Origin of the sequence: Sphingomonas sp. BK580, assembly GCF_014194975.1 — a bacterium.
Lineage (GTDB): Bacteria > Pseudomonadota > Alphaproteobacteria > Sphingomonadales > Sphingomonadaceae > Sphingomonas.
This window is the reverse complement of record NZ_JACIAY010000005.1, coordinates 1-23,065: the sequence shown is the minus strand read 5'-3', so window position 1 is coordinate 23,065 and position 23,065 is coordinate 1. Positions and strand designations below refer to the sequence as shown.

Genomic DNA, 23,065 nt, shown 5'->3' with positions numbered 1-23,065 from the left:
CAACGGTTTCGGCTTATCCACAGGAAAGAAGGGCGACAGCCTTGAAGCTGCCACTCCGCTTAACATATACGTTAAGACGGGAGCGACAGGCGGCGGGGCGCGGATTTTGAGAAAGGGATGACGAATGACGTGGAGCAGGTCGCGCGCCGAGGCGCGCATTCGAGGGTTCATGGCGTCGGCGCCGGTCGTGAAGGTCGAGCGCTACGCGGACGAGTACCTGCCTAGGCTGGCGCGGATGCGCGAGGCCGCGCGCGCGGCCGGCCGGGCGCCGCTGGCCGACCGGCCGCTGTTCGACCTGCCGAACGGAGCGGCGGTGCTCGTCGACACGGTCCAGGTCTACGTGCAGCTGCTCAACTACGACGACGTCAGGCTCGAGCGCGGCGTCGAGACGCCGACGAGCCACGCGCGCGGGCTCGCGCTGCTCTCGACCCTCTACTCGGCCGCCGACCGCGTGGTCGAGGGCGCGGGCGCCCAGCGCGTGGACTATCACGGAGCTCGCCTGCACGCGGTGGTGATCGAGCCGCGCGGCGAGGCGTCGACGGCCGAGCGCGTCGCGGCGGCGCTCGACCTGGCCGAGGAGATGACCGCCTTGGCCCGCCTGGGCGGAGACCGCTTCCTCTCCGAGCTCGGCGTGCAGCTGCGCTTCCGCGTCGGGATCGACCTCGGGCCCTGCGTCGCGATCAACAGCGGTAGGAGCGACGAGCGCGAGCCGATGTTCGTGGGGCCTTCGGCGAACCACGCGGCCAAGCTCGCCATGGGCGACGAGGAGGGAGTGTTCCTCTCCGACCGCGTGCGCGCGGCGCTGGCGTTCCGACGCGCGACGACGCTGTTCGAGGAGCGCGCGATGCCGGCTTCCGTGTTCGAGCTGGAGGCATTGCGGGCGAGATCGGCGACCCGCGACCGCGGCGCCGTCGTCACGGCGCGCCTCGACGAGTGGACCGGAGAGGTGCGCGAGGGACGCGCCAGGCCCCCCGTGCCCTCGGACTTCCGCTTTCACCAGCACACCCCGCCGCTGCGCACCATCGACTATGCGACGCTCTCGCCGAGCCGGTCAGTCAGGATGCCGCTTGCGGCGATCTTCGCCGACCTCGACGGCTACACGGCGTACATCGACCGCTGCATGGCCGAAGGCGGCCTCGGCGAGGCGGTGCGGCTTCTGCACGTGCTGCGCTCCGAGCTCAACGCCGTCGTGCAGAGCGAATTCGACGGCCGCAAGGTTCGCTTCATCGGCGACTGCATCCTCGCGATCATGGCGGAGGGCACATCGCAGGAAGTGGACCTGCGCTCGACGGTGGACCAGGCGGCGCTGTGCGCCGGCGCGCTCCGCTCATCCTTCGACCTCTGCGGCGAACTGATGCCCGAGACGCGCAAGCTGGGCCTCGCGATCGGATTCGAGACCGGACCAACGCCGGTGTCGCGGGTGGGCATCCGCGGCGACCGAGCGGTGCGGGTGGCGTCGAGCCTCGCGATCCGCGAGTCGGAGTCCTGCCAGCGCGAGTGCAAGGGGCATCAGACCCGCATCGGCCCGAGCGCCTACGCCGCCGCCTCGGTCGGCGTAAAGGCACTGTTCGGGCCCGGTCGGACGGCGGGCCACCTCGACTACGACGACGTGGCCACGCAGGTCGGTTCGGGGCGGGTTCCGGCGACGGTCGCAGGCTCGCCGACCCGCAGCCCCGCGATCCTCTCCTCGGCTGCCGCCGCCGCGGCAGCCGCGCCGCCGGCCCGCGCCTACCTCGACCGGTGACGCTCGGAGACGCCCTCTCCGCGTCCGCCCCGCCGTGGGCGGCCCCGCTCGGCGCCGGCGGCTGCGAGTGGATTGTCGCGCCGCCGCTGCCGAGCGGCGCCGTCGTTCCGGCCACCCTGGTCAGGATGTGGACGGAGGACGGGTTCATGCGCGTTGGCGAGCGTAGCCCGGGGACGCGGCTGCCGAGGCGCTGCCCGGAGCTGCACGTCAACGGCGACTCCTCGTTCTGCCTGGGCAGGCGGGGCTACCGCGTCGAGGATGCGGGCGAGCTCGCAGTATTCTGGCAGGATCTCGGCGAGTGGCTCGTCAACGAGCAGCGCGCGGAGCGGCGCGGCCGCTGGCCCGCGGGCCGGTGGCTGTCACACGGGCCTGCTGCGGCCGATCGGCAGGCCGATGCCGAGGCCGGCGCCGCAGCCATCGGCATGGCCGACGAGTACGCTCGGTGCATCGAGGTCGACGACGGGTGGTTCGCAGAGCGCCTGAAGGAGGGAGGGCGGCGCGTGCGGCGGGGCGCCGCGTGTCCGCGCGGCTGCCTCGATCTGACGGGGTCGCCGGTACGCTTCGACGCCTGCCGCCATCGCGCCTCGGTCGAGCGCGTGCTCGCCGCCGAGCGGGCGCGGCGGCAGGCCGAGGCGGACTACTTCGCGGCCGCTCGGCGCGCCGGGTACCGGTGCTGCGGCCGCATGCCCGGGTGCCCGCTCATCGACAGGAGGATGGTGGCGTGACGGTACAGATCGACCGCTTCAAGGATCGGGACGACCAGATCGAGGCGATGCTGAGCCAGAAGACGGTCCGCGGGAACCGGAGCGTTGCCGAGGCGCTCGTGGATGCCGGCGAGCTCGTCGCGTTCTCGCCGGGCGAGGAGCTCATGCACCAGGGCGCGAACGACGACGACTGCTGGTTCATACTGGCGGGATCCGTCGACTTGATCGTCAACGGCGAGAGGCTGCCGTACGGACGAGGCGCCGGCGACGTGGTCGGAGAGTTCGCCGCCATCAACCCGCGCCTTCCCCGCACGGCCACGGTGACGGCGCGCGAACCGGTGGTAGCGCTGCGCTGCGGATCGGCGGCGCTGAAAAGCGCGGGACGGGGCGAACCCGAGCTGTGGCGTCTGCTCGCGGTCGAGCTCACCCACAAGATCGAGCAGCGGAACCAGCTCATCGCGTCCGTCAACGAGCGGCCGCGCATCTTCATGATCGCATCGGAGAGCCGCAGGGAGATCGCGCAGCAGATCAGGCTCGCGCTTCTGAGGGATCACGACGTCGAGCTGTGGAACGTCGACGACCTCGTTCCCCCCGGGGAGCATCAGGTCGACGTCCTGCACGAGCAGGCGAGGGCGGCCGACTTCGGCGTGGTGCTGGCCGACCCCGACGACCTGTGCGATCCGCCGGAGCGGGCGAGCGGCGATCGGTGGCACACCGTTCGCTTCGAGCTCGGCTACGTCATGTCGGAGCTGTCGCGCCACCGCACGCTCGTGATGGTGCCCGAGTGGGGGGCAGGCGCGGCCCCGCGGCTGTTCAAGGGAATGCAGCCGATGACCTACTCCCTGCCGGACGAGGGCGTGCCGCCGCGCGTGGCGCTCACGCGGGCCATCGAGGCGATCACGGAGTTCGTCGCGGAGCGGAAGGCGAGGTCGAGGCTGCGCCCTACTTCTTGAGGGTGAGCGCCACGGCTGCGTACAGTTGCGGGCCGCGGCCGAAGACGGCGATGAGGAGGATGTCCGATGCGGGTGATGTACGTGGCCAGCAACCCGACGGGTCACGCCGACCTGGACCTGCCCGGCGAGATCAACGACCTGCAGGAGCTGCTTGAGCGCGGCGCCGGCGCGGATCCGATCGAGTTCCGCGTCTACAGCGACCTGAAGCTGAACGCCCTGACCGCGACCATCGGGCGCTTCCGGCCCGACGTGCTGCACTTCGCGGCGCACGGCGACGGTCGCTCGCTGCTGCTCTCGAAAGGAGACGGGAGCGAGGTCGAGCTAGACGGCAGAGCCCTTGCGGCGCTGCTGAAGGGATTGTCCGCCAGGCCCAGGCTCGTCGTCTTGAACGCCTGCTCGTCCGACAGCGTGGCGGCTGAACTCGTCGCGCACGGCGGCGCGGACTGGGCCATCGGCACGGACGCGACGATCACCAACGACGCGGCCCGCTCGCTGACGGCCGCGCTGTACCAGCGGCTCGCCGACGGCTCGTCGATCGGCGACGCCTTCGCGATCGCCACGACCCACGTCGAGGTGGCGGATCACGGAGACGTCGGCGCCACCCTGCATCCGACCGGGCGGTGGGACGAGGCGGGCGACGATCGCCTCGTCGACCCGCTGCGAATCGTCGCTTGTCTGCCCGTGCTGGATGGGTGGCTCGACGAGGGGCTGACCGAGCCGGCGGGGGACTTCCGGCCCGAGAACCCGCAGGTGCAGTTCTGCGTCGCCGGTGCACCCGCGGCGGCTCGCCAGACGGTGTTCTTCACCGACGACGAGTCGGTCAGGCCCGGGAAGGGTGAGAGCCTGGAGGAGGCGCGCTGCTGGCTGTTCGAGTCCCAGCCGGTCGCAGGGGAGATCTGGATCGCGGACGCGCACGAGTACTGGGGCGACATGGCCTGGTACGTGGCCGTCACCACGACGGACCGACGCGTCGTGAGCGCCTCGGCCATGACGAGCGAAGCGCTTCGGCGCTACTATCTGGACGAGCGGTGGCCGGGCGAGCTGCCGCCCCGCCTCAGGGAGCTCGTCGAGCGGACGATAGCGCATCTCGAGCGCGAGAGCGGCAGCCGGCGCGGCCGACGTCCCGCGCCTCGTGCGCCGTCGTCGCCGTGAATGGATCTCTGCCGCCGCGTCGGTCGCGTGAGGTCCCGATCGCGGACGATATGGATTAAGCGTCGCCGATGACGAGATGGCAGACGGACCAGGATCGCGATCCCGCGCCGCATCGTTTCCGGGAGACTCCTTAGCCACGGATCGGTGCGGAACAAAGATCTAAGGGCGAGCGGCATTTGAACCATCATGATGATGGATGGGTCGAAACGAGGTGTCGTCCGCGCGCTCGCAGGCGTGATGGTGGCTACGTTCGTCGCGGAGGCGGCGTGGAAGCAGGGTGGCTCCCGCTCGAACGACGTCGATCTGAGCAGCTTGCCAACGGCTGCCGCCCGAGGCGGCGCGTGGCATTGGCTGGCCTACGTGCTTCCGGTTCTGTTCGCAGCGATCGCCGCGTGGAGGATTGGCGCTCCGCTGCTCGACCTGTTGAGAGACGTCTGGCCGTCGCTGACCCTCGCGCTCTCCACGTCGCTGGCGGGCGTCGTCGTGGTCGCTCGAAGGGCGGGAAGAATCCTCGCAGGCTTGGTCGCCGGCCTCGCCATTGGGCCGCTCGTCGTCATATCGCTGATCAGCTGGACGCACCTGAGTTCAGTGGATGGTTGCATAGGCGGTCAGTGGAAGGATGGCGAGCACGAAGCCAGCTATGCCCAGGAGAGCGCAGTAGGCCGTCCGCGCGGGCGAGCGAGCCCTCTCAGCCTCGAGAACAGCAAGGCAGAGAAGAAGCACGCCGAAGCCAACCAGGACGGCCATGTCAGGCCCGTCGATTGCAGCGCTTTGACCAGCAACCCCGACAGGGCGATTGCCACCGTCACGATGCGCCTCACCTTCTTCGCCGTGATCGGAACCTTCATCTTCGGGGCCGTGGCTGTTTTTGCCCTCATCATGCAGAGCTTCCCCGATCGGCACCGGCAGCGAGGAGCTCGCCGTGTGAACGTTGCTACCGACGGTGCGGATGCTGTCTGTGGGCGCCGGCCATGCCACGGCGAGGACGATTAGAAGAAGCGGCAAGTCTCGTACCCCGTTGATGATCTCGACTTACCTGCCTTCTGCCGTGGAGCCCTTCTCCGACTGCTCGTTGCTCGCTGCTGGTCTCTCGATTGCCGATCGGTTGAGCGGAGCGGACTCCTCCTCGAGCAGCCAGTCGCCGAAAATTGCTTCCAGCGTCGCAACGGCGGCCTCTGCGTTCGCGGGCTTCTCCACGTAGCCGTTGTCGACGAGGTGGTTGACGTACCAGTCGCGGTTCCACGTCGTCGCGCAGGGCAGCGAGGACAACATGTGTCCCTCGGTATCGAAGTCCAACGCCTCGATGATCGCCTTGCGGCATTGATGAAGCGGGGTCTCCTCCCCGAGCTCGTTCCGCAGGACGTTCTTCAGCTTCTTGGAGAGACGGTTCGCGCGGTCCTGAGTGATGTAGGGCATAACGGTTTTCCTCTTCTTTGCTTCACCTTTGAGCAGAAGCTCATTCGCGGTCGGCGGAGCCAGCGACTTGATCGGAGATTGAGAGACGCGCCTCGCGACCGTCTCGAGACGGTCGCGAGGGATAGCACCCGACCCTAAACGGATTACGACCTGTCCGCGGGATCGATCGGCGGAGTGGTCGCGTCTTCACGTCTCGGGCGGAGCAAGGCACCGATCGGCGCCCAAGGCGTTCGCGCGCGGCGCGGCCGGGGAGGAGGGGAGAGAGGGGAGAGGAGGGGAAGGAAGAGGAGCGGTCGAGCGGAGCGGTTCGGCTCCGACAAGTCGGCGTCGGTCAGCGCTCCCTGTCACCCGCAAGCATGTAGAGCGGGTCGGGCTGCGCCGCGAGCGTCGCGGTCGTTTCCTTGGCGCGCGGGTCGCGGGCGCCGTTCCTACCCGAACTCCTCGGCGTGGGAGTGCGACCTGGCACGACTGCCGCCGCTTGCGCGGAGGCGGACGCGGCGTGTAGCGGCGACCTGGGCGAAAGGGGAAAGCTCGCGATCTCCGTCAGCGCTTAGGAGATGTGTCCTCGGTCGCGGCGGCCTCCCATCCTGGTGCGATCGTTCTTCCTTCCCTGATCATTGATGGCAGCGGGTTGCTGGCTTTTCCATCTCGTGGCTCCCTGATCCGCCCAGCGAACAGCGGAGCATCTATCGAGTTGCTCCACGAGAGGGTCATCGTGGAACGGGCGAAGCCGACGGCATTTCGTCCGGACGTAATGCCGATGGCCCGCCACTCGCCGTTCACGAGAATGAGCAACGGTCCGCCGGACATCCCATGTATGCTGCTGCAGCCGTCGACCAGTATCGGTCTCTGATAGTCACCGCGCCCGAGCCAAACGGCCAACGCGTAACATCCCTGCTTGACCATGACGCCACGAGCTCTGTTCCCCGGAAAGCCGAGCTTCATGGCTTTGTAGACATGGTCGTACTCGATATCGTCCCAATCGATGGGGTCGAACCAGCCGTAGCGATCCCCGACGCAACTCCTAAGTCGTACGAACGCAAAATCGTGCGTGCGCTCTGAGCCGGCAGACCGACCGGCGAAGCCATCGAAAACCGAGCCGGTCGTGTTGCCCTGGAAGGCAAAGCGCGGCGACGAGCCTATCCTGAACTTCCACTCGCCAAGGGCGATCTCGCCCGTCTGGTATGTTCGAGTGGACGGATCGGGCAGGACGTGCCCGGACGTGACCGCGATGCAGCGGGAAATCATGTATCCCGATCCCACGAAGAGCTCGCTGCTACCGTCGGGTTTCCGGACCTCGGTAGCGAATTCTCCGACGGGCGCCGACATCGCCTGCGTGAAGCGGTCCACCTCTTCCAATGGAGACGGCGCGGGAAAGTGGAACGTTAAAGCCTCGTAGATCTGCCTGTCGTTCCGCTCGTCCACCACCCACGCGTCGGACTGGCTGATTATCGGATTGAGCTCGTCGTCCGCCTTGCGACGGGATCTCAGAATGTCCGGGTAGATCCGCTTGAACTCATCACGAACGTAGAACGGTACGGCGGCAAGCTCCTTGGCCGATGGGTGGGGTGTCTTGATGACGTTGCCCATACCCGGCGCGGCGACGAGAAGAAGCGCTATCAGCATAGGATGTCCCCGATCAAGCGACGACGACGCAGGCTGGTGAGCATACTCCTTAGCATTAAGCTCTCCGAACGAGATGCTGCCGATCGCTAGATGTCGCAGACAGATGGCGTTGAGTTCCGCGACGGACGACGGAAAGTGCAGACGGGCGGCGGCGCGACTTCTCTTCCCCCACGGTCGCGGGCGGGCTCGTCCTCCTGGTCAACATGGGGGCGCTCGCCCAGACGACGCTCCCCCAGCAACACCCTGCAACCTTCGTAAGCTACGCCAAGGAGCACATCGGGCCATACGCCGCGTTCCTCACCGACGACCTTATTGGCGATGTGGGGCCTCGCCTGCGTGGCCGAGATCAGCGGGATCGCTGTATTCATGCACGTCAGGTTCCTCGACGTGCCGGGTTGAGTCTGATAGCTTCTGGCCTTGACGTGCATGCGATCTGCGAACCTGACAGCGACGCGGCTCTTCGGCGTTTTCGTTTACTGGTTGGCGCTGATCAAGCGGCAAGCTCCTCATCGACATCGACCTGTCCTGCGGCGCATAGGGCTCGACCTCACCGTGGGCGAGTGCGTGGCACTCATCGAGAAGCGCACCCATGCCGTGCTTGATCGGCGCTAGGCCTACTGTGACAAAGGTAGTAATGCTGTTTGCCGGTAGTGCGCCTGCGCCTATCCGGCTCGTATGAAGGTGACGTGCTGCCAGAATCGGCCGAAGAGGTTCATCCTCGAACGAGACGAGCCCGAGCTGCCGATGATCGGCGACTTCGTCGACCTGGAGGGCGCACGGTACCTGATCCGCCGCGTGGAGCGCGTGGCTCGTGAGGCGCTCGCGTATGTCGTTCGGGACTGAGCGCGAGCGGCGTTCGAGGGCCAGTCCGGCGCGTGATGCCTCTCAGGTTCAGCGATGAACCCTCGCCTCGTCGCTTAGACGTAGCCGCTTAGACGGGTCAGGCCGGCATCGAACGCATTCGAATATATTGCGTATGTTCACGCAAGCGTGGGTGCTCTAGCCTTCCCCGAGCTGCTGCGATACCGGCCGATCTTGATCAGCCGTTCTTGATCTCCGGCGCTCCGTCGAACCAAGCCGAGAGATCGTCGATCGCGTGATCCTGCATCATCCAGTTCGCGACCAGGCGGCCGGATCCGCGACCGTCAGGCTTGAACGCCCAGGACGTGATCCCGAGGCCACGGTCGAACGCGACGGCAGTCCGCCCGCTGTCGAGATCGGTGACCAGCAGCTGCTGCATGCTCTTGGCTCGGTGCACAACCAGCCTCCGCGTTCCGACCTGCATCCACTGCACACGCCAGAAGTAGTGCGACTTGGACGGCTGACCGACCTGGTCGAGCAGCGGCTCGCCGTCTTGGCCGAAGTTCTCGATAGCCAAGGGCGTCAGCTTGCCCGAGCGCGTGTCGAAGAGCGAGAAGTCGGACGCGGCCTTGCGCCCGACGCCGACCATCGAGAACAGGCTCTTGGCGGCCCTTAGCGCGCCGGCGTTGGCGCTCTCGCTGCGCTGGTCCCGACGCAGAAGCATGACGCCCGTCCGGCCCACGTCGCCGTGCTGGTAGTCGGCGGGGTAGTAGCCCTCGGGCAGAGCGTGGCTCGCGACTGGCGTGCCGAAACGGTAAAGGAACATGGCGTCATCACGCCACAGAGCGATGCCGTCCGGCAGGGTGATAAACTTGTCGCCCGAGATGCGGACACCGGTCCGGCCCTCGAACACGAAGCCGCCGCCGCGCTGTGACAGCCGACCCACAGGCACGGGCGACGACATGTCGGTGAGCGCGACGAACTTGACCGGCCGGCTCGCTCCACGACCGAGCAGGAACGTCGCGCCGTTCCGCTCCGCGTCCGCCGCGACGTTGGCCAGCTCGCCTTCCGGGTCCATGTACGGGTGCCCGCCAACAACGAGCCGCATGTCCGTCGTGCCGTCCAGAGAGACGGTCCCGGGCTTCGCCTTTCGCACCTCGGCGCCCAGCTGCGCCTCCGACAGCTCGGCGGTGGCCGCCGACTGCGCTGGCGCGGCAGAAGGGGCGGCCGCCATCAGGCCGAGAGCGCCGAGCTGCCCGGCCATCTGCCGCTGCCGCTCGGCGAGGCGCTCAGCCTGCTCCGGAGTGATCTGCATTCCCTGCGCCCTGGCGGCGCTCATCAGGCGCTCAGCTTCGGGCGACATCGTCTGCGCCACGGCCGTCGCAGCGCATGCCGCTGCGAGCCCAAATATCAGGATCTTCGTTCGCACGATCTCGACTCCCCAGCCCCGGAGTGCAGCGTGACACCGCTCGGGCAGGGTTACAATTCTGCGATGGCGCCATAATGACAGAGGTTCGCCTGCTTGGTCCTGACATCGTCACGGCCAGCCGAGCGCTTCGCTACGCCTCGTCCTACGCAGCGGCGAAACAGGTCAGATGGGCTTGAAAACCGCTGGCCTGATCCTGGCCATCAAGTCACGATGCAGGTCAGTGCGGGGGAAACTCGATGAACCGCTTGTTTTCTGTTTCGACGGCACCTGGAACAAGCTGGAGCCGGGACGGGCTACGAAGGTAGTGCTGACCGCAGCCAGCATCGAGCGGATGGGCGCGACGGCGTCCCGCAGATCATCCACTATGACGAGGGTGTCGGCACCGGCGATCTGGACCAGTTCCGGGGCGGCATGTTCGGCACCGGCCTGATCGACAACGTCCGCGAGGCCTAGCGCTTCCTCATCTTCAACTACGATCCCGGAGACGAGATCCACGTCTTCGGCTTCTCCCGGGGAGCATACAGCGCGCGCACCTTCGTCGGCTTCATCCGTCATGTCGGCCCGCTTCAGCGCCTGCATGTCGGCCGCATCGACGAGGCGCTGACGCTCTACGAGGAGCGGCGCAAGGGCGACGAGGGATCGGACGACGCGCTGCGGCAGTTCCGTTCGCGGTACTCCGGTTCCCTCTGCATCGGCGAAGGCGACGACAAGTGGCGGTGCGCGAACGTCGAGGGCTACGACCCCGGCTTGGCGCCGCAGCTGCGGGTCAGATTTCTGGGCGTATGGGACACGGTTGGAGCTCTCGGCGTGCCCGAAAAGCTGCCGTTCAGCGGATGGTTCAATCGCGAGTACGACTTCCACGACCCGAGCCTCGACGCCTTTGTCGAGAGCGCACGTCACGCCGTCGCGATCGACGAGCGGCGTGAACTGTTTCCGGTCGTTTCGTTCGGCGATCTCACCCAGCTCAACCGATCTGCCGGTGTCGAGCCGGACCACCCGGACGCGCCCTACCAGGAGAAGTGGTTTCCGGGCGTGCACGGTGCGATCGGAGGCGGCGGCGACATACGCGGCCTGTCGGACGACGCGCTCGTCTGGGTACTGGCCGGGGCCAGCAAGGCCGGGCTGAAGCTCGACACCGCCAACGGGACGCGAATCCACGGATTCAAGCCGGACGCGCTGGCGCCGCTGGCGAACGAGTCCAAGCCGGAGTGGAGCGCCACCCAGCTGCTCAGGGACGATCGCGACGGTCCCCGACACGTGTGGCAGGTCGCTCAGGCGGCGCAGCGCCGCTGGCGCACGCCGGCCCACCGTCTCGGCGGCGAGCCATATCGCCCCGACACCCTGAAGCACGTGGCTGCCGAACTCAACGCGATGGGCATGTGGACGTTCGAGCCGCCGGCCGACGTCCTCGCGGTCGAGCTGGTCAAGCCATCGGACACGCTCAGCCACTACGCGCATCGGCACTACGGCGATGCGAGTCTGTGGCGGACCATTTTCAAGGCGAACATCGACACGCTAGACGATCCCGACGAGATCTTCCCGGGCCAGGAGATCAGAATCCCCCGCCTGCCGGAGGCGACGGCGTCGGGCGATATCGGACGTGCTGGTGGGTGATTGCGGCGGAGGTCGACTCCGCCCTGATGTTCGCAATCGGCAGGAAGGCGGAATGGCCGCTTTAGGAGGCTGAGATGCGATAGCTGCCGTTGCCAGGAAAATAGCGGCGCGGTAGGAAGCCTGGCCCCGCACATGATCAATAGATCGGACGCCGGCATCGATTTCGCGTTTTTCGAAGATCGATCCCAAGGGGACGGCCCCGGCCGCCCCGCCCACCGATCGTTTGCAAGGCGGTTATTTGAAATAGGCTAGTTTTCTTCCGAACCGATCCACGATCAGTATCACCAGCACGGACGCCCCGAAAAGCGGAAGCAGGACGCCCAGCCCGACCAGCACGAGCGCCGCCCAACCGAGCTTCACTTGTTCTGCCGCAGGTGCTCCGAACCCGCTTGCGGGGCGACGTCGCAGCCACATCAGCACGCCGACGACGCTGAGGCCGATCAAGGCGACCGCAGTGAGCACGCCGATGATCTGGTTAGCGACGCCGAACAGCTGCCCTTCGTGCCAGGCGACGCCCGTATTCACGACCTGGTCGATCAGGTGCTGATCCGCGAAACCGCTCCGCCCGATTTCTGTTCCAGTAGCGGGATTGTAGGTCACCTGGCGGGTCAGGGTGCGGTTCTGCGCGGCCGACTTTATCGTCCACACATCACCGGTCGGTGGACCGAAAGCCTGCGGTGCATGGGGTGGTAAGATCAGCACCGGGAAGGCCATGCGCTCGGCCTCGGCCTTCGTCACGAAGGCGGAAAGCGGAAGATCTGCGCCCGGTACAACAGGCTGCGCCATTGGCATCGCCATGCCGTTATCGTGGCCGGCGTGACCGCCACCGACACCGATCTTCCAATCCTGCGGCCCCTCAACCCAGCCCAGCTCGGCACGGGTCCAGGCAAAGGCGCTGCCCCAGACACCGGCCCAAGGAAGGCCACTGGCGAGCATGACGAGCAGCAGCCCCGCGATCCAGAAGCCGGTGACGCGGTGCAGGTCCTTCAGCAGCGGACGCCCACGCAGGTACAGTCGCGGCCAGAGCGTGCCGGCGAGCCGAAGCGGACGCGGCCACCAGAGGTATAGGCCCGTCAGGATCATCACGATTGTCCAGCTCGCCGCCAGTTCGACCAGCCAGTCGCCCCAGCGGCCGATCAGCAGCGAGCCGTGAATGCGCGCCACCACCGCGGCGATGCGGGTGTCGGGATTGAGGCTTCCCAGCACGCGCCCTTGCGGCGAGACATAGACTTCGCGCAGCGTGCCGGCTGGTAGCCCGAGCTGGACCATTGCCGCGTCGCCGGCTTCGCGGGGCAGGCGGTAGTGGTTGAAACGCGCGCCGGGGTTCGCAGCGAGGACCGCGTCCAACTGCCGGTCGGGCGATACGGCGCCGGCCGTGCCCAGCCCGAGCCAGGACCGCTCCTCCCAGCGCTCGATCTGCGGCTTGAACAGGTAGATCGAGCCCGTGACAGACAGGATTAGGATGAAGGGCAGCACGAACAGCCCGGCATAGAAGTGCCAGCGCCAGAACAGCGGATAGAGCGAACCCAGGGTGGCGCGGCGCGGCTCGGACCGGAGCGTCGCGGCCGTCACCAGCGGTAGCGCAGGCCGCCGAATACGGCCCGTCCTATGCCCGGGTTGAAGATTTCCGAGGTCGCGCTCGCCACGCCGGCGATGGCGACGGTGGAGATGTAGTGCTCGTTGGTGAGATTGCGGCCCTCGACGTAAGCCGACCAGCGCCCGCTCGGATCGTAACCGAGTTTGAGGCCGAGCAAGGCATATGGGTCCACCGACAGGCTGTTGGCGTTGTCGGCGTAATAGTGACCCGGCGCCCACTCGACGTTCGGCCCGGCGTAGATGCCGGTCGGGTGCCGGTAGAGCGCTTCGGCACGGAGATAGTGCTTGGGGATGCCCGGCAGCTCGTTGTCGCCATAGCGGCTGTCGTCCCGGAAGAAGAAGTCGCTGTAGGTATAGGCCGCCGTGATCGCGAGGCTGTCCCCGGCGGCGAGCGCCGACAGGGAAAGATCGGCGTGCAGGCCCGCTTCGACGCCTTGGTGCACCGTGCGATCGACATTGATGACGCTGCATGCGCTGAACGGCCCGGTCGTCAGGCATTGCAGCTCGTTCCTGATCTCCGATCGGTAGAGCGAGATGTCCCACCCGATCCCGCCACGCTTCCCTCGCGTGCCGACCTCGAAAGTGGTGGCGCGCTGCGCCCGCAGGTTGCCACTTGCCGGCGTCGCGAACGAGTTGGCGTCGTAGGTCGGCACTTCGGCGCTGCGGGACACGTTGCCGAACACCTGCGCATCGGCGGTGACGTCCCACAGGACACCGGCGCGCGGGCTCCACAGGTCATAGCTCTTCGCGTCGGATTGGTTGCCGTCCGACAGGAAGCGATCCTGCCGGTCCCGTCGCGCATTCAGGTACTGGAGCCCGGCGACCACGGCGAGGTTCGGTGCCACGAACAGGGAGTCCTCGGCATAGGCCGAGAGGTTGCGCGACGTGTCGACCATCGAGGCGGCGAGCGCGCCCTTCACCGCGCCGTCCAGGTTGACGAACTGCTCGGTGTCGATCGTGCCGTTCTGAAGGTTCGCGCCGACGATCAGCCGGTTGCGAACCACGCCGAGCGAGCGATCGTCCACCGCGCGCACGAAAGCTCCATAGTCATCGACGGTGAAGTCGAGCCACTGGTAGATGGGATGCCGGACATGCCGGTTGTTGTAGAAGATGCCGGCTTCGACCGTGGTGTCGCCCAGGCGCGTGGTCGTCTTGTTGGCGACCCGGATCGAGCGGACGTTACGCTGCTGGTCTTGCCGGACCCATTCAGGGTTGGCTGAGCGCGGGTCATCCAGTGCCTGATCCTTGCTGACCTCGCCCGGGATGCGCTGCTTGGTGCTGGTCGCATAGACGTAGAAGCGGGTCTCTATGTCCGGTGAGAGGCGATAGCCGAGGTTGAGGTTGCCCCGGAACTGATGCCCGTTGCTGTGATCGCGGTAACCGTCGTTCGTCTGAGCGGAGGCGGTCGCAAAATAGTCGAGATCGCCCGCGACCCCGCCGGTGCTCGCCTGCCCCTTCACATAGCCGAAGCTGCCGACATCCAGTCGAGCATCTAACGGCGGCGCGTCGCGGCCCACCGGCGTGACGAGGTTGATCGCGCCGCCCAGCGCGTTCGATCCGTAGCGGAGCGCGTTCGCGCCTTTGAACACCTCGACATAGCGGTAGGCGCTGGGGTCGACCTCGAAAAAGTCGAGCAGGCCGTCTGACGTGTTCATCGGCATGCCGTCGATCGTCAGCGTGATGCCGCGCACGCCATAGGCGCGGGACAGACCGGAGCCGCGGATCGACAATCGCACGTCGTCGCCCATGCGGGGCTGGACGATCACGCCGGGCACATACTGGAGGATGTCCTTGATGGTCTGGACCGGCGTGTTCTGGAACACCGTGTCGGGCACCACCGCGACCGCTCCCGGTGTGCGTTCGATCTGCCGGGTGGCCTCGCCCACCGTCGGTGTGGCGGTGACGACAATATCTGCGGCGTCACGTTCCGCGTTGTCGGCTCGTTGCGATTGGCCGCGCGCCGGCATGGCGAACAGGAGGGAAGGCATCACAACGCCTGCCAGGAAGAGAGATCGGGCCATGGGATTGCCTTCAATTGATTTGACCCGCCTGCCGCGTCGGTCAGCGCGATGTTGGCGCCGAGAAGCTCGGGCCGGGTCATTGGAAAAAGCCGGCAGCACTACTCGGCCTGTCGGGTCGGTAATGACGCAAGCTGGCGAGACTGCATCCACGAAAGGAACTGGTCGAACCAATGGTCACTCGTGGTGCCCTGTCGATGCAGGTCAAAACCATGTCCGCCCCGCTCGTACAGGTGCAGCTCGGCGATGGCCCCGGCCTTTCGCCAAGCCGTGTAGAGCAGAACCGGATCGTTCGGCTGATACTCGTCGTCGGCCGCTCCCGCGATGAATGCGGGCGGCGCGTCGGCCAGAACCGGCGTCCGCAGACCACCGTAGATCAGGCCGACGAAGTCCGGACGCGAGGCCGCATCGCCAATCGCCAGATCAGCCGCGAGGTAAGCCCCGGCCGAGAAGCCAAGGACGCCGACACGATGGGGATCGATGCCCCATTCGGAGGCGCGCTGCCGGACGATCGTCATCGCCCGCACGCCGTCCTCGACGGCGTGCGGCTCGCCGGCAAAGCGCGGCATCTCGACCGGCTCGCCAGTCTTCGCCCGCGCCATGACGACGCCCATCTCCTTCATATGGACGTCGGGCATCCGCATCGGCCCGTCCCCGCTCCGGATCGTGCGGTATTTCAGCACGAAGGCGGTAATGCCTCGTGCCGCCAGCGCCCGCGCGATGTCAGTACCGCCCAACGTGTAGCCCAGCGCCACGAACCCGCCACCCGGTGCGACGATCACGGCTGTGCCGTTCGCATGACCGGGTGCGGGCCGATACAGCTCCAGCGTCGGCTCGCTGACGTCGTAGATCATCGTCTCGCCGTTCGGCAGCCGATCCCGCTTTTCGGGCACGCCGAGCGAGGGCACGCTGTCTTTCGGGTGTAGCGGGATGATGGTCTCGCCGGTCGCCGGCGTCTGCGCGCTGGCGATCGTCGCCGAAGGCACGGCCGCTACAGCCATGCTTGCCAGGGCAATCGAGCGCCATACGAGGCGCGCCTTGCTCATATCCGCACCTTCAGCGTGACATAGGCCGAACGGGGCTGGTTGGGCGCGACTACCGGATAGCCGAGGTAGGAATAGGGATCAAAGGACCGCCGGTTGCCTAGGTTGACCACCGACGCGCCCAGCGTGAACCGGCCGATGTCGTAGGACGCCTGCGCGTCGATCGCGGCATAACCGGGCACGGCGATCGTGTTCGGCAGCGTCAGCTCGCGCGAGGTGAAGGCGCTGATGCCAGCCCCGAGCGCGAGGCCTTTGGCGGGGCCGTGCAGCACCCGGTAGCGCGCCGAGATCCGCCCGCTGCTCTTCGGCACACGGATCAGCCGATCACCGTGTGCCACGCCGTCGTCGCGGGTGTCAGTGTAGGCGTAGTTGGCGAGCAGCGAGAAGGCGGGCGTCGGCTCCCACACCATGTCCACCTCGACGCCGCGGGCGCGCTGCCTCCCGCTCTGGACGTAGAAGCCGACGCTCGCGGGATCCGCGGTGACGACGTTGTCGTGGGTCTGTCGGAACACGGCGATCGTGCCGGACAGCCCCGTGCCGGCGAGTGCTAGCTTCACCCCGCCTTCGAAGTTGCTCGAGGTCTCCGGCACCGGCGCTTGCCTGCCGATGAAGCCGAACGGCGCGCGGAACGCGGTCGCATAGCCCGCGAACAGTGCGATACCCTTTACCACGTCGAGTGTGGCGCCGATCCGGGGCGAGAGGTGCGTGTAGGTCTTGTCGTTGGCGACGCCGATGTTGCTGTTCTCGACGAACTTGAGCGAGGTCAGGCGCAAGCCCCCGGTCAGGTGCAGCGGGCCATAGGTCGCCTGATCCTGGATGTAGCCGGCGAAGGTCGTGAAACGATCGTCGGTGTAGGAGTTGACCGGGAGCTGCGGGGTATAGAGCAGGTCGTAGCTGGGGTTCGACAGGTCGATCGTGCCGGAGGGACTGTCGCTGACAAACAGCCCCATGGCGCTGTAGAAGCTGGTCCAGTCGTAATTGACCCCGACGAGCAGCTTGTGCGTGCCCCCGAGCAGATCGACGTCGCCGGCGAGGTTGGCATCGACCGTCGCCTCTTTCGTGCGGTTTCGCATCGTGATCGGAAAGACGTCGTAAAGAGGCGCGACCGTCTCAGTAGGCGCGAGACCCGGATAGACGAAGCTGCCCTGCTCATCGATCATGCTCGAATAATACCGGCCGCTGACCGTCAGCTTCAGGCGATCCGCGAAGGCGTGGCGGAGCGTCGCCTGCCCCATGCGTATATCGTTGGTCGTCAGCGGCTGATCGATCGGCGACCCAGGAAAGGCGTCGCGGTGGATCGTGCCGGCCAGCGCCGCGTCGGCAGGCAGACCGGAATATTCGAGGTTGCTGCGCCGGCTGAACTGCCCTTGGAGCAGCAGATCGGTCGCGGGGTCGATTTGGAACGAAAGGCTGGGCTGTACGGACCAGCGCCGCGCCTTTACCTTGTCGATCCAGCCATCGTTGCTCTGATACTCGCCGGTGATCCGCGCGGCGATCCCGTCAGCCAAGGGCACGTTGATGTCGCCGTAGGGGTTCCAGGTCGAGAAACTGCCGGCGCGCATCGCCAGATAGCCGCCCGGCTTGTCGTTCGGCCGGACGCTTTCGAGGTTAATGACCCCGCCCAGCGGCGTGCCGATACCGCCCCCGTAGAGCGTCGCGGTCGGACCTTTCAGAACGTCGATCCGCTCGATGCCGACGAGGCTGTTGGGATCGTAGGCCTGCTGGTTGCCGGCGAAGACCGACAGCCCGTCGAGGTAGACCTCTGCAGGGAAGCCGCGGACGACCGGCGGGATGAACAGCACCTCGTCCGATCGTGTCGGGGTGACGCCCGAGACATTGACCAGCGCGTCGCCCAGCGTGCGGCGATCCTGTTCCTGGATCAGCGTGCGGGTCAGCACCTGTATCGACTGCGGCACCTGGATCAGGGGCGTGTCGGTGCGGGTGGCCGCGCTTGTTTCAGGGGCGGTGTATGTCTCGCGTGCTCCGGTGACGATGATGTCGCCCGTCCAGCTCTGTACCGTGGTGACGTCGGAAGTTGCGGAGGAGGTGTTCTGCGCCTGTGCGGCAGCCGGTATTGCCAGCAGCAGGCAAGGCGCAGCAACACCTGCCAGTAGGTGAATTCGAAGCATTGGAGATACCTTTGACCAACCTGACGCCGAAGGCGTGAGTCGCAGATCATGGTCGCGCCGGACGAAGCGGCGCGGGATGACAGGTCAGAGGTAGACTGGTGGTCCTCGCAGCGGAGGCCGTAGATGGACTGGACCTGAGGGTGCCGGCGGGATCGTCGCGACGAGGCCCACGGCCAGGATAAAGACGATCAGCGCGGCAAGCTGGATAGGGTCGATCGCGCCGGTCATCGCAGCCGACAGGCTGGAGAAGGCGCAGGGCATCTCAGCCTTGCCGTGATCCATGGAGTTGCCATGATCGGGCATGTCGCCGTGCATGCCCGGCATATTCATGTCCATCGGCGCTGGACCGAAGCCGGAGCAGAGCGTGATGCTGATCTGCCCCGCCGTGTTGTCGATCATGTACCCGGTCGGCACCAGCAGCTTCAGCAGCAGCGCCGCCGCGCAGAGCAGCACCGCGAGATGGCGTTGCGCGAGAAGACGGCGAACGGCGTGCACGGTCAGCGACTATCCGCATCAGCCGGGCATGTCACCCGGACATTCTGTCATATCGCTATGGCCTAGCTGGGTTAACGAGGTGTTATCTAGAGCGAATGCGGCGCGGCCCGCAGTCTTGAGGACCGTCGCTGGAGAAGGTGCGCCAGGCGAGAAAGCGCATCTGCGTTACCAGCCGATCTGCGGCCGCATATAAAGATATCTTTATATGAACTTGACGCGCCGCCTCGGCTCGCCGATGCGGTGCAGGTCAAGGTTCTCCGGTCGGCTCGCCGCGCCGGAGCTAAGACGGGAAGCCGGTGCGATGCCGGCGCTGCCCCCGCAACTGTAAGCGGCGAGCAGGTGGTCGCTCCGTGTCACTGGTCGCTCGCGCGGCCGGGAAGGCCAGACCATCCGCACCGACCCGCGAGCCAGGAGACCTGCCTAGACGCCATAACGTCCACCGGCGGGGTGCCCGGTCTGGCCGCTTGCATGCCGCGGCCGGGCCTCCCGTCCGCGCGCGCCGGTGTCTGGTCCGCGTGCCCCGTCCTTCATCGGGGTATATGAAGATGATCGACACCTACCGTCCGGCGGCGCATGTCGCCGCGCTGCTGCTCGTCACCTGTTCCTCCAGCGCGCTGGCGCGGGACGACGATCGCGTACCGCCGCGCGACGACATCCTCGTCGTCGGCCGCGGCGACGGCGCGCTCGACCGCCCGAGCGCGACCGGCAGCCGGCTCGGCCTCACGCCGCTCGAACTACCCGCCAGCGTGGCCACCGTCGACGGCGACGCGATCCGCGCGCGCGGCGATCTCACCGTGGTCGAGGCGGTCTCGCGCGCGCCCGGCATCACCGCCGCGGCCAATGCCGGGAACGGCAACACCGCGCTCGCCGCGCGCGGCTTCGTCGGCCAGGGTTCGGTGCTGCAACTGGTCGACGGCATCCGGCTCTTCCCGGTCGCTGGCACGATCACCTTCCCGACCGATCCCTGGAACGTCGAGCGGATCGAAGTGCTGACCGGCCCCGCTTCGGTGCTCTACGGCCAGGGCGCACTCGGCGGCGCGGTCAACGTCGTCTCGCACGCGCCGAGCGAGACCGCACGCTATGACGCTGAGCTGAGCTACGGCGCGCAGGACACATGGCATGTCGCCGCGGGGGCGGGCGGTTCGGTGGGTGAGCAGCTCGGCTACCGCCTGGACGCGAGCTACCGTCGCTCGGACGGCTGGGTCGACCGCGGCGACAACCACAGCCTCGCGCTCTCAGGCGCGCTGCGCTTCGCGCCAAGCGAACGGCTCACCGTCACGCTGCGCGGCGACTACGGTGACGTCAGACCGATGCGCTACTGGGGCACGCCGCTGATCAACGGCCGGCTCGACTCGCGCACCCGGCGCCGCAACTACAACGTCGCCGACGCCGACATCCGCTTCCGCGATGATCGCCAGACGCTCGTCGCCGAATGGAAAGTCAGCGACGCGGTGACGCTGACCAACGCCGTCTATCGGCTTGCCAGCAAGCGCAGCTGGTACGACCTCGAGAGCTACGCCTGGGCGCCGGCGGCCGGTCGGCCGAACGGCGTGATCGAGCGATCGGACAACCTCGGGATCGTCCAGGACATCGCCCAGTACGGCGACCAGGCGAGCGTGAAGCTGAGCGCGCCGCTGGGCGGAGGCTTGGCCAATGACCTGGTGCTCGGCGCCGAGGTCAACCGCGTGAACCTGCGTTACTCGAACAACTTCGCCGTCGCGGATCAGGCCGACGCGGTCGATCCCTTCGACTTCGTCCCCGGCACGCTGGAGGATCGCGCCGCGACGCTGCCGCGCTATCGCACTGCTACCACCGAGTGGAGCATCTTCGGCGAGGACCGGCTGCGGCTGCTGCGTCGGCTCTCGCTGATCGGCGGCTTCCGCTACGAGGTGGATACGGTGCGCCGCCGCAACATCCTCTACGACGCGGCGGGCGCTCCGGCGGGCGAGGCGAACGCCTTCCCGGGCGGCGCGCGCGAGAAGAGGTTCCGCGACACGACGTGGCGCGTCGGCACCGTCTACCAGCCCGCGCAGAGCGTCTCGCTCTACGCGCAATATGCCACCGGCGTGGATCCCGTCGGCACGCTGACCACCTTCACGAACAGCGCGACGCAGTTCGCCTTCACCAATGCCAAGGGCGATCAGGTCGAGGCGGGCGCCAAGGCAGCGCTCCTCGGCGGACGCGTCAACGTGACACTCGCCGGCTATCGCATCGTGAAGAACGATCTGGTCGCGCAGCGCGTCACCAACGGCCCGCTCGAGCAGATCGGGCGGCAGTCCTCCAGGGGAATCGAGGCGGCGCTGTCGCTGGCGCTCGCCGCCGGCTTCTCGGTCGAAGCGAACGGGACGGTGCTCGACGCCCGCTTCGACGACTTCCTCAACGGCAACGCGGATCTCTCCGGCAACACGCCGCCCAACGTGCCCGAGCGCGCCGGCAACCTGTGGCTTACCTGGGAGAGCCGCGGCGTGCGCGCACAGGCGGGGTTGCGCCACGTCGGTGCGCGTTTCGTTGACTCGGCCAACAGCGCGCGGGTGCCCGCCTACACCGTCGCCGATGGCGGCCTCTCGTTCGCTGTCACGCCGGCGCTCGCGGCCGACGTGCGCGTCTACAACCTCTTCGACACCCGGTACGTCACCTCGACCTATGGCGCGACGCAGTGGCTGCTCGGCCGGCCGCGCTCGCTCGACGTCGCACTTCGCGCAAGGCTGTGAGATGAAGCGCTCGTTCCTGCCCCCGGCGGTCAGGCGCTGGCTGTACCTGATCTACCGCTGGATTGGCGTGGCCAGTTGCCTGCTCTTCCTGATGTGGTTCCTGTCCGGGCTGGTGATGCTCTACGTCCCGTACCCGGCGCTCACCAACCGCGAGGCGTTGGCCGGTCAGCCGCCGATCGACTGGCTCAAGGTGCACGTACAACCACGAGAGGCTGAGCAACTCGCTGGCCTGCCCGAACAGCCGCGCGCGATGCGGCTGGAGATGATGGCAGGCCGTCCAGTGTGGCGCGTGACGGGCCGGGCAGGCGAGCTCGTGACGATCGACGCCGATACCGCGGCGCTGGTCCGTGGCGTCGGCAGCGCGGAAGCCGCGCGGATTGCGTCCGCCTTCGGTCGCGCACCGGCGGTCGACGTCGCGTCCGTGGAGCGCGACCAATGGACCGTCGCTGGTCGCTATGATCCGCATCGACCGCTCTGGCGCGCGGCGCTGAAGGGGCCAGACGGTCGTGCGCTATACGTCTCGAGCCGCACTGGCGCGGTCATGCTCGACACCGACGCGCACGAGCGCTTCTGGAACTGGCTTGGTGCGGTGCCGCACTGGCTCTACCCCACAGCGTTGCGCCAGCATTCGGAGGGCTGGCGGCAGGTGGTGATCTGGGTGGCGGGACCGTGCGTGCTTGCCGCGATCACCGGCATGTGGATCGGGCTGATGCGCGTTCGGCTCGGCCAACGCCGCTTCAAGGGCAGGCGTGTGACGCCGTACCGGGGCTGGATGCTGTGGCACCATATCGCCGGCCTCACAGGTGGCGTGATGCTGACCTCCTGGATCGTGAGCGGGTGGTTATCCGTCGATCCGGGGCGCTTCTTCCGAGGCGGCGGCCCAACCGAGCGCGCAATCCTGCGCTATGAGTGGGCGGAGCTGCCGCCGATCGACGTTCCAGGAACAGCCGCGGTAGCACCGCGCCATTCCGTGCGCCTGGAGGTCGTGCGCGCCGCGGGACTAGTCTCGCTCGACCTACAAAGCCCGGTTAGGCGCGTCGTTGTCGCTGCCGACGGCGGACGCACCCTACCCAACGTCAACCGCGTTTCGAGGGCGGCACGGGTACTGGTTCCTGATGGTGCCGCTCCGCGCTTGACCAGGCTGACCGCGCCCGATTTCTACTGGTACGGCGTCGATACCAAGCCGCAGCTTCCGGTCCTACGCCTTCGCTTCCAGGATTCGAGCGGGACCTGGCTGTACCTGGATCCGGCCACTGGCGCGGTACTCAGCAGGATCGATCGGCGAGGGCGCGTGTACCGAGTCGCCTACGATCTGCTGCATCGCTGGGATGCCAACGTGCTAATCGCGAACCCACCTGCACGCCGAGCCTGCATTTGGCTGTTCTCAACCGTCGGCATAGTCATTTCCGCTAGCGGGATCGTCCTCGGGTGGCGTCGCATGACTCGCGTCCTCTTCGCGCAGATGCGGCCAGAAGCCTCCTAAATCTTAAGTAGTCCAGCGGAGCAATCGGAGCAGCGTGCGAGCCTCAGACGTCGACATGAACGAACATGGGGTAATCGCGGGAGCGAGCTACCTCGATCAGCGATGACGTGGAGGCAGGTGGCTGTTCCCCGGTAGATGAAGGTGCGGGCTC

Annotated in this window: 17 protein-coding genes and 1 riboswitch; of the genes, 8 read left to right on the top strand and 9 right to left on the bottom strand. The window is 67.2% G+C overall.

Annotation, left to right across the window (positions count from 1 at the left end; genetic code table 11):
• Positions 1–124 precede the first annotated feature (124 nt).
• The 5 genes from FHY05_RS10630 (at position 125) to FHY05_RS10610 (ending at position 5,546) form a co-directional block, all read left to right on the top strand.
• Positions 125–1,744, top strand: coding sequence for an adenylate/guanylate cyclase domain-containing protein (locus FHY05_RS10630; RefSeq protein WP_183944377.1), 1,620 nt, complete (start codon positions 125–127; stop codon positions 1,742–1,744).
• Positions 1,741–2,469, top strand: coding sequence for an E2 domain-containing protein (locus tag FHY05_RS10625; protein ID WP_183944376.1), 729 nt, complete (start codon positions 1,741–1,743; stop codon positions 2,467–2,469). Before FHY05_RS10630 ends, FHY05_RS10625 begins: the two co-directional genes overlap by 4 nt.
• A complete protein-coding gene (locus tag FHY05_RS10620; RefSeq protein WP_183944375.1) occupies positions 2,466–3,401 on the top strand; it encodes a cyclic nucleotide-binding domain-containing protein in 936 nt (311 codons plus the stop codon). Before FHY05_RS10625 ends, FHY05_RS10620 begins: the two co-directional genes overlap by 4 nt.
• Positions 3,402–3,467: 66 nt before the next feature.
• Positions 3,468–4,553 carry a CHAT domain-containing protein gene (locus FHY05_RS10615; protein WP_183944374.1) on the top strand — a complete coding sequence of 362 codons (1,086 nt, stop codon included), beginning with the start codon at positions 3,468–3,470 and terminating at the stop codon, positions 4,551–4,553.
• Positions 4,554–4,739: 186 nt separating this feature from the next.
• Complete coding sequence (locus tag FHY05_RS10610; protein WP_183944373.1) at positions 4,740–5,546, top strand: hypothetical protein; 807 nt, start codon at positions 4,740–4,742, stop codon at positions 5,544–5,546.
• 39 nt (positions 5,547–5,585) lie between these two features.
• Here FHY05_RS10610 and FHY05_RS10605 read toward each other — a convergent pair whose 3' ends face one another.
• The 4 genes from FHY05_RS10605 to FHY05_RS22270 all read right to left on the bottom strand — a co-directional run bounded on the left by FHY05_RS10605 (position 5,586) and on the right by FHY05_RS22270 (position 10,404).
• A complete protein-coding gene (locus FHY05_RS10605) occupies positions 5,586–5,969 on the bottom strand; it encodes a hypothetical protein (protein WP_183944372.1) in 384 nt (127 codons plus the stop codon).
• A 543-nt stretch (positions 5,970–6,512) separates the two neighbouring features.
• On the bottom strand, positions 6,513–7,595 hold the full coding sequence (locus tag FHY05_RS10600) for a serine protease (protein ID WP_183944371.1): 1,083 nt from the start codon (positions 7,593–7,595) through the stop codon (positions 6,513–6,515).
• Positions 7,596–8,634: 1,039 nt separating this feature from the next.
• Complete coding sequence (locus FHY05_RS10595; protein WP_183944370.1) at positions 8,635–9,825, bottom strand: hypothetical protein; 1,191 nt, start codon at positions 9,823–9,825, stop codon at positions 8,635–8,637.
• A 162-nt stretch (positions 9,826–9,987) separates the two neighbouring features.
• Positions 9,988–10,404, bottom strand: a complete 417-nt coding sequence (locus tag FHY05_RS22270) for a hypothetical protein (RefSeq protein ID WP_221191134.1) — start codon at positions 10,402–10,404, stop codon at positions 9,988–9,990.
• Between FHY05_RS22270 and FHY05_RS22790 the strand changes: the two genes are divergently transcribed.
• Positions 10,288–11,439 carry a phospholipase effector Tle1 domain-containing protein gene (locus tag FHY05_RS22790; protein ID WP_311732458.1) on the top strand — a complete coding sequence of 384 codons (1,152 nt, stop codon included), beginning with the start codon at positions 10,288–10,290 and terminating at the stop codon, positions 11,437–11,439. The genes FHY05_RS22270 and FHY05_RS22790 overlap by 117 nt on opposite strands.
• Positions 11,440–11,673: 234 nt before the next feature.
• Here FHY05_RS22790 and FHY05_RS10585 read toward each other — a convergent pair whose 3' ends face one another.
• From FHY05_RS10585 to FHY05_RS10565, 5 genes are all read right to left on the bottom strand, one after another.
• Complete coding sequence (locus tag FHY05_RS10585; RefSeq protein ID WP_311732445.1) at positions 11,674–13,011, bottom strand: PepSY domain-containing protein; 1,338 nt, start codon at positions 13,009–13,011, stop codon at positions 11,674–11,676.
• Entirely contained in the window at positions 13,008–15,056 is a 2,049-nt protein-coding gene (locus FHY05_RS10580) for a TonB-dependent receptor (RefSeq protein ID WP_183944369.1), read from the bottom strand. Before FHY05_RS10580 ends, FHY05_RS10585 begins: the two co-directional genes overlap by 4 nt.
• A gap of 98 nt (positions 15,057–15,154) precedes the next feature.
• Entirely contained in the window at positions 15,155–16,099 is a 945-nt protein-coding gene (locus tag FHY05_RS10575; RefSeq protein ID WP_221191132.1) for an alpha/beta hydrolase, read from the bottom strand.
• A complete protein-coding gene (locus FHY05_RS10570) occupies positions 16,096–18,225 on the bottom strand; it encodes a TonB-dependent siderophore receptor (RefSeq protein ID WP_183944368.1) in 2,130 nt (709 codons plus the stop codon). Before FHY05_RS10570 ends, FHY05_RS10575 begins: the two co-directional genes overlap by 4 nt.
• A gap of 84 nt (positions 18,226–18,309) precedes the next feature.
• Positions 18,310–18,720 (bottom strand): DUF2946 family protein, encoded by a 411-nt coding sequence (locus FHY05_RS10565; RefSeq protein WP_183944367.1) that lies wholly within the window; start codon positions 18,718–18,720, stop codon positions 18,310–18,312.
• Positions 18,721–18,953: 233 nt separating this feature from the next.
• Positions 18,954–19,159: riboswitch (cobalamin riboswitch) on the top strand.
• A 100-nt stretch (positions 19,160–19,259) separates the two neighbouring features.
• On the opposite strand from FHY05_RS10565, the gene FHY05_RS10560 reads away from it, so the two are divergent.
• Complete coding sequence (locus FHY05_RS10560) at positions 19,260–21,431, top strand: TonB-dependent siderophore receptor (protein WP_183944366.1); 2,172 nt, start codon at positions 19,260–19,262, stop codon at positions 21,429–21,431.
• Position 21,432: 1 nt separating this feature from the next.
• The gene (locus FHY05_RS10555) at positions 21,433–22,914 is read left to right on the top strand and encodes a PepSY domain-containing protein (protein ID WP_183944365.1); all 1,482 of its coding nucleotides are present in this window, start codon (positions 21,433–21,435) and stop codon (positions 22,912–22,914) included.
• Positions 22,915–23,065: the final 151 nt, after the last annotated feature.

What these genes read in the sequence shown, in the direction of transcription:
- FHY05_RS10575 (WP_221191132.1), bottom strand. Translation starts at nt 16,099, where the DNA reads ATGAGCAAGGCGCGCCTCGTATGGCGCTCGATTGCCCTGGCAAGCATG.
- FHY05_RS10570 (WP_183944368.1), bottom strand. Translation starts at nt 18,225, where the DNA reads ATGCTTCGAATTCACCTACTGGCAGGTGTTGCTGCGCCTTGCCTGCTG.
- FHY05_RS10560 (WP_183944366.1), top strand. Translation starts at nt 19,260, where the DNA reads ATGAAGATGATCGACACCTACCGTCCGGCGGCGCATGTCGCCGCGCTG.
- FHY05_RS10610 (WP_183944373.1), top strand. Translation starts at nt 4,740, where the DNA reads ATGATGATGGATGGGTCGAAACGAGGTGTCGTCCGCGCGCTCGCAGGC.
- FHY05_RS10630 (WP_183944377.1), top strand. Translation starts at nt 125, where the DNA reads ATGACGTGGAGCAGGTCGCGCGCCGAGGCGCGCATTCGAGGGTTCATG.
- FHY05_RS10600 (WP_183944371.1), bottom strand. Translation starts at nt 7,595, where the DNA reads ATGCTGATAGCGCTTCTTCTCGTCGCCGCGCCGGGTATGGGCAACGTC.
- FHY05_RS10580 (WP_183944369.1), bottom strand. Translation starts at nt 15,056, where the DNA reads ATGGCCCGATCTCTCTTCCTGGCAGGCGTTGTGATGCCTTCCCTCCTG.
- FHY05_RS10555 (WP_183944365.1), top strand. Translation starts at nt 21,433, where the DNA reads ATGAAGCGCTCGTTCCTGCCCCCGGCGGTCAGGCGCTGGCTGTACCTG.
- FHY05_RS22270 (WP_221191134.1), bottom strand. Translation starts at nt 10,404, where the DNA reads ATGCAGGCGCTGAAGCGGGCCGACATGACGGATGAAGCCGACGAAGGT.
- FHY05_RS10615 (WP_183944374.1), top strand. Translation starts at nt 3,468, where the DNA reads ATGCGGGTGATGTACGTGGCCAGCAACCCGACGGGTCACGCCGACCTG.
- FHY05_RS10605 (WP_183944372.1), bottom strand. Translation starts at nt 5,969, where the DNA reads ATGCCCTACATCACTCAGGACCGCGCGAACCGTCTCTCCAAGAAGCTG.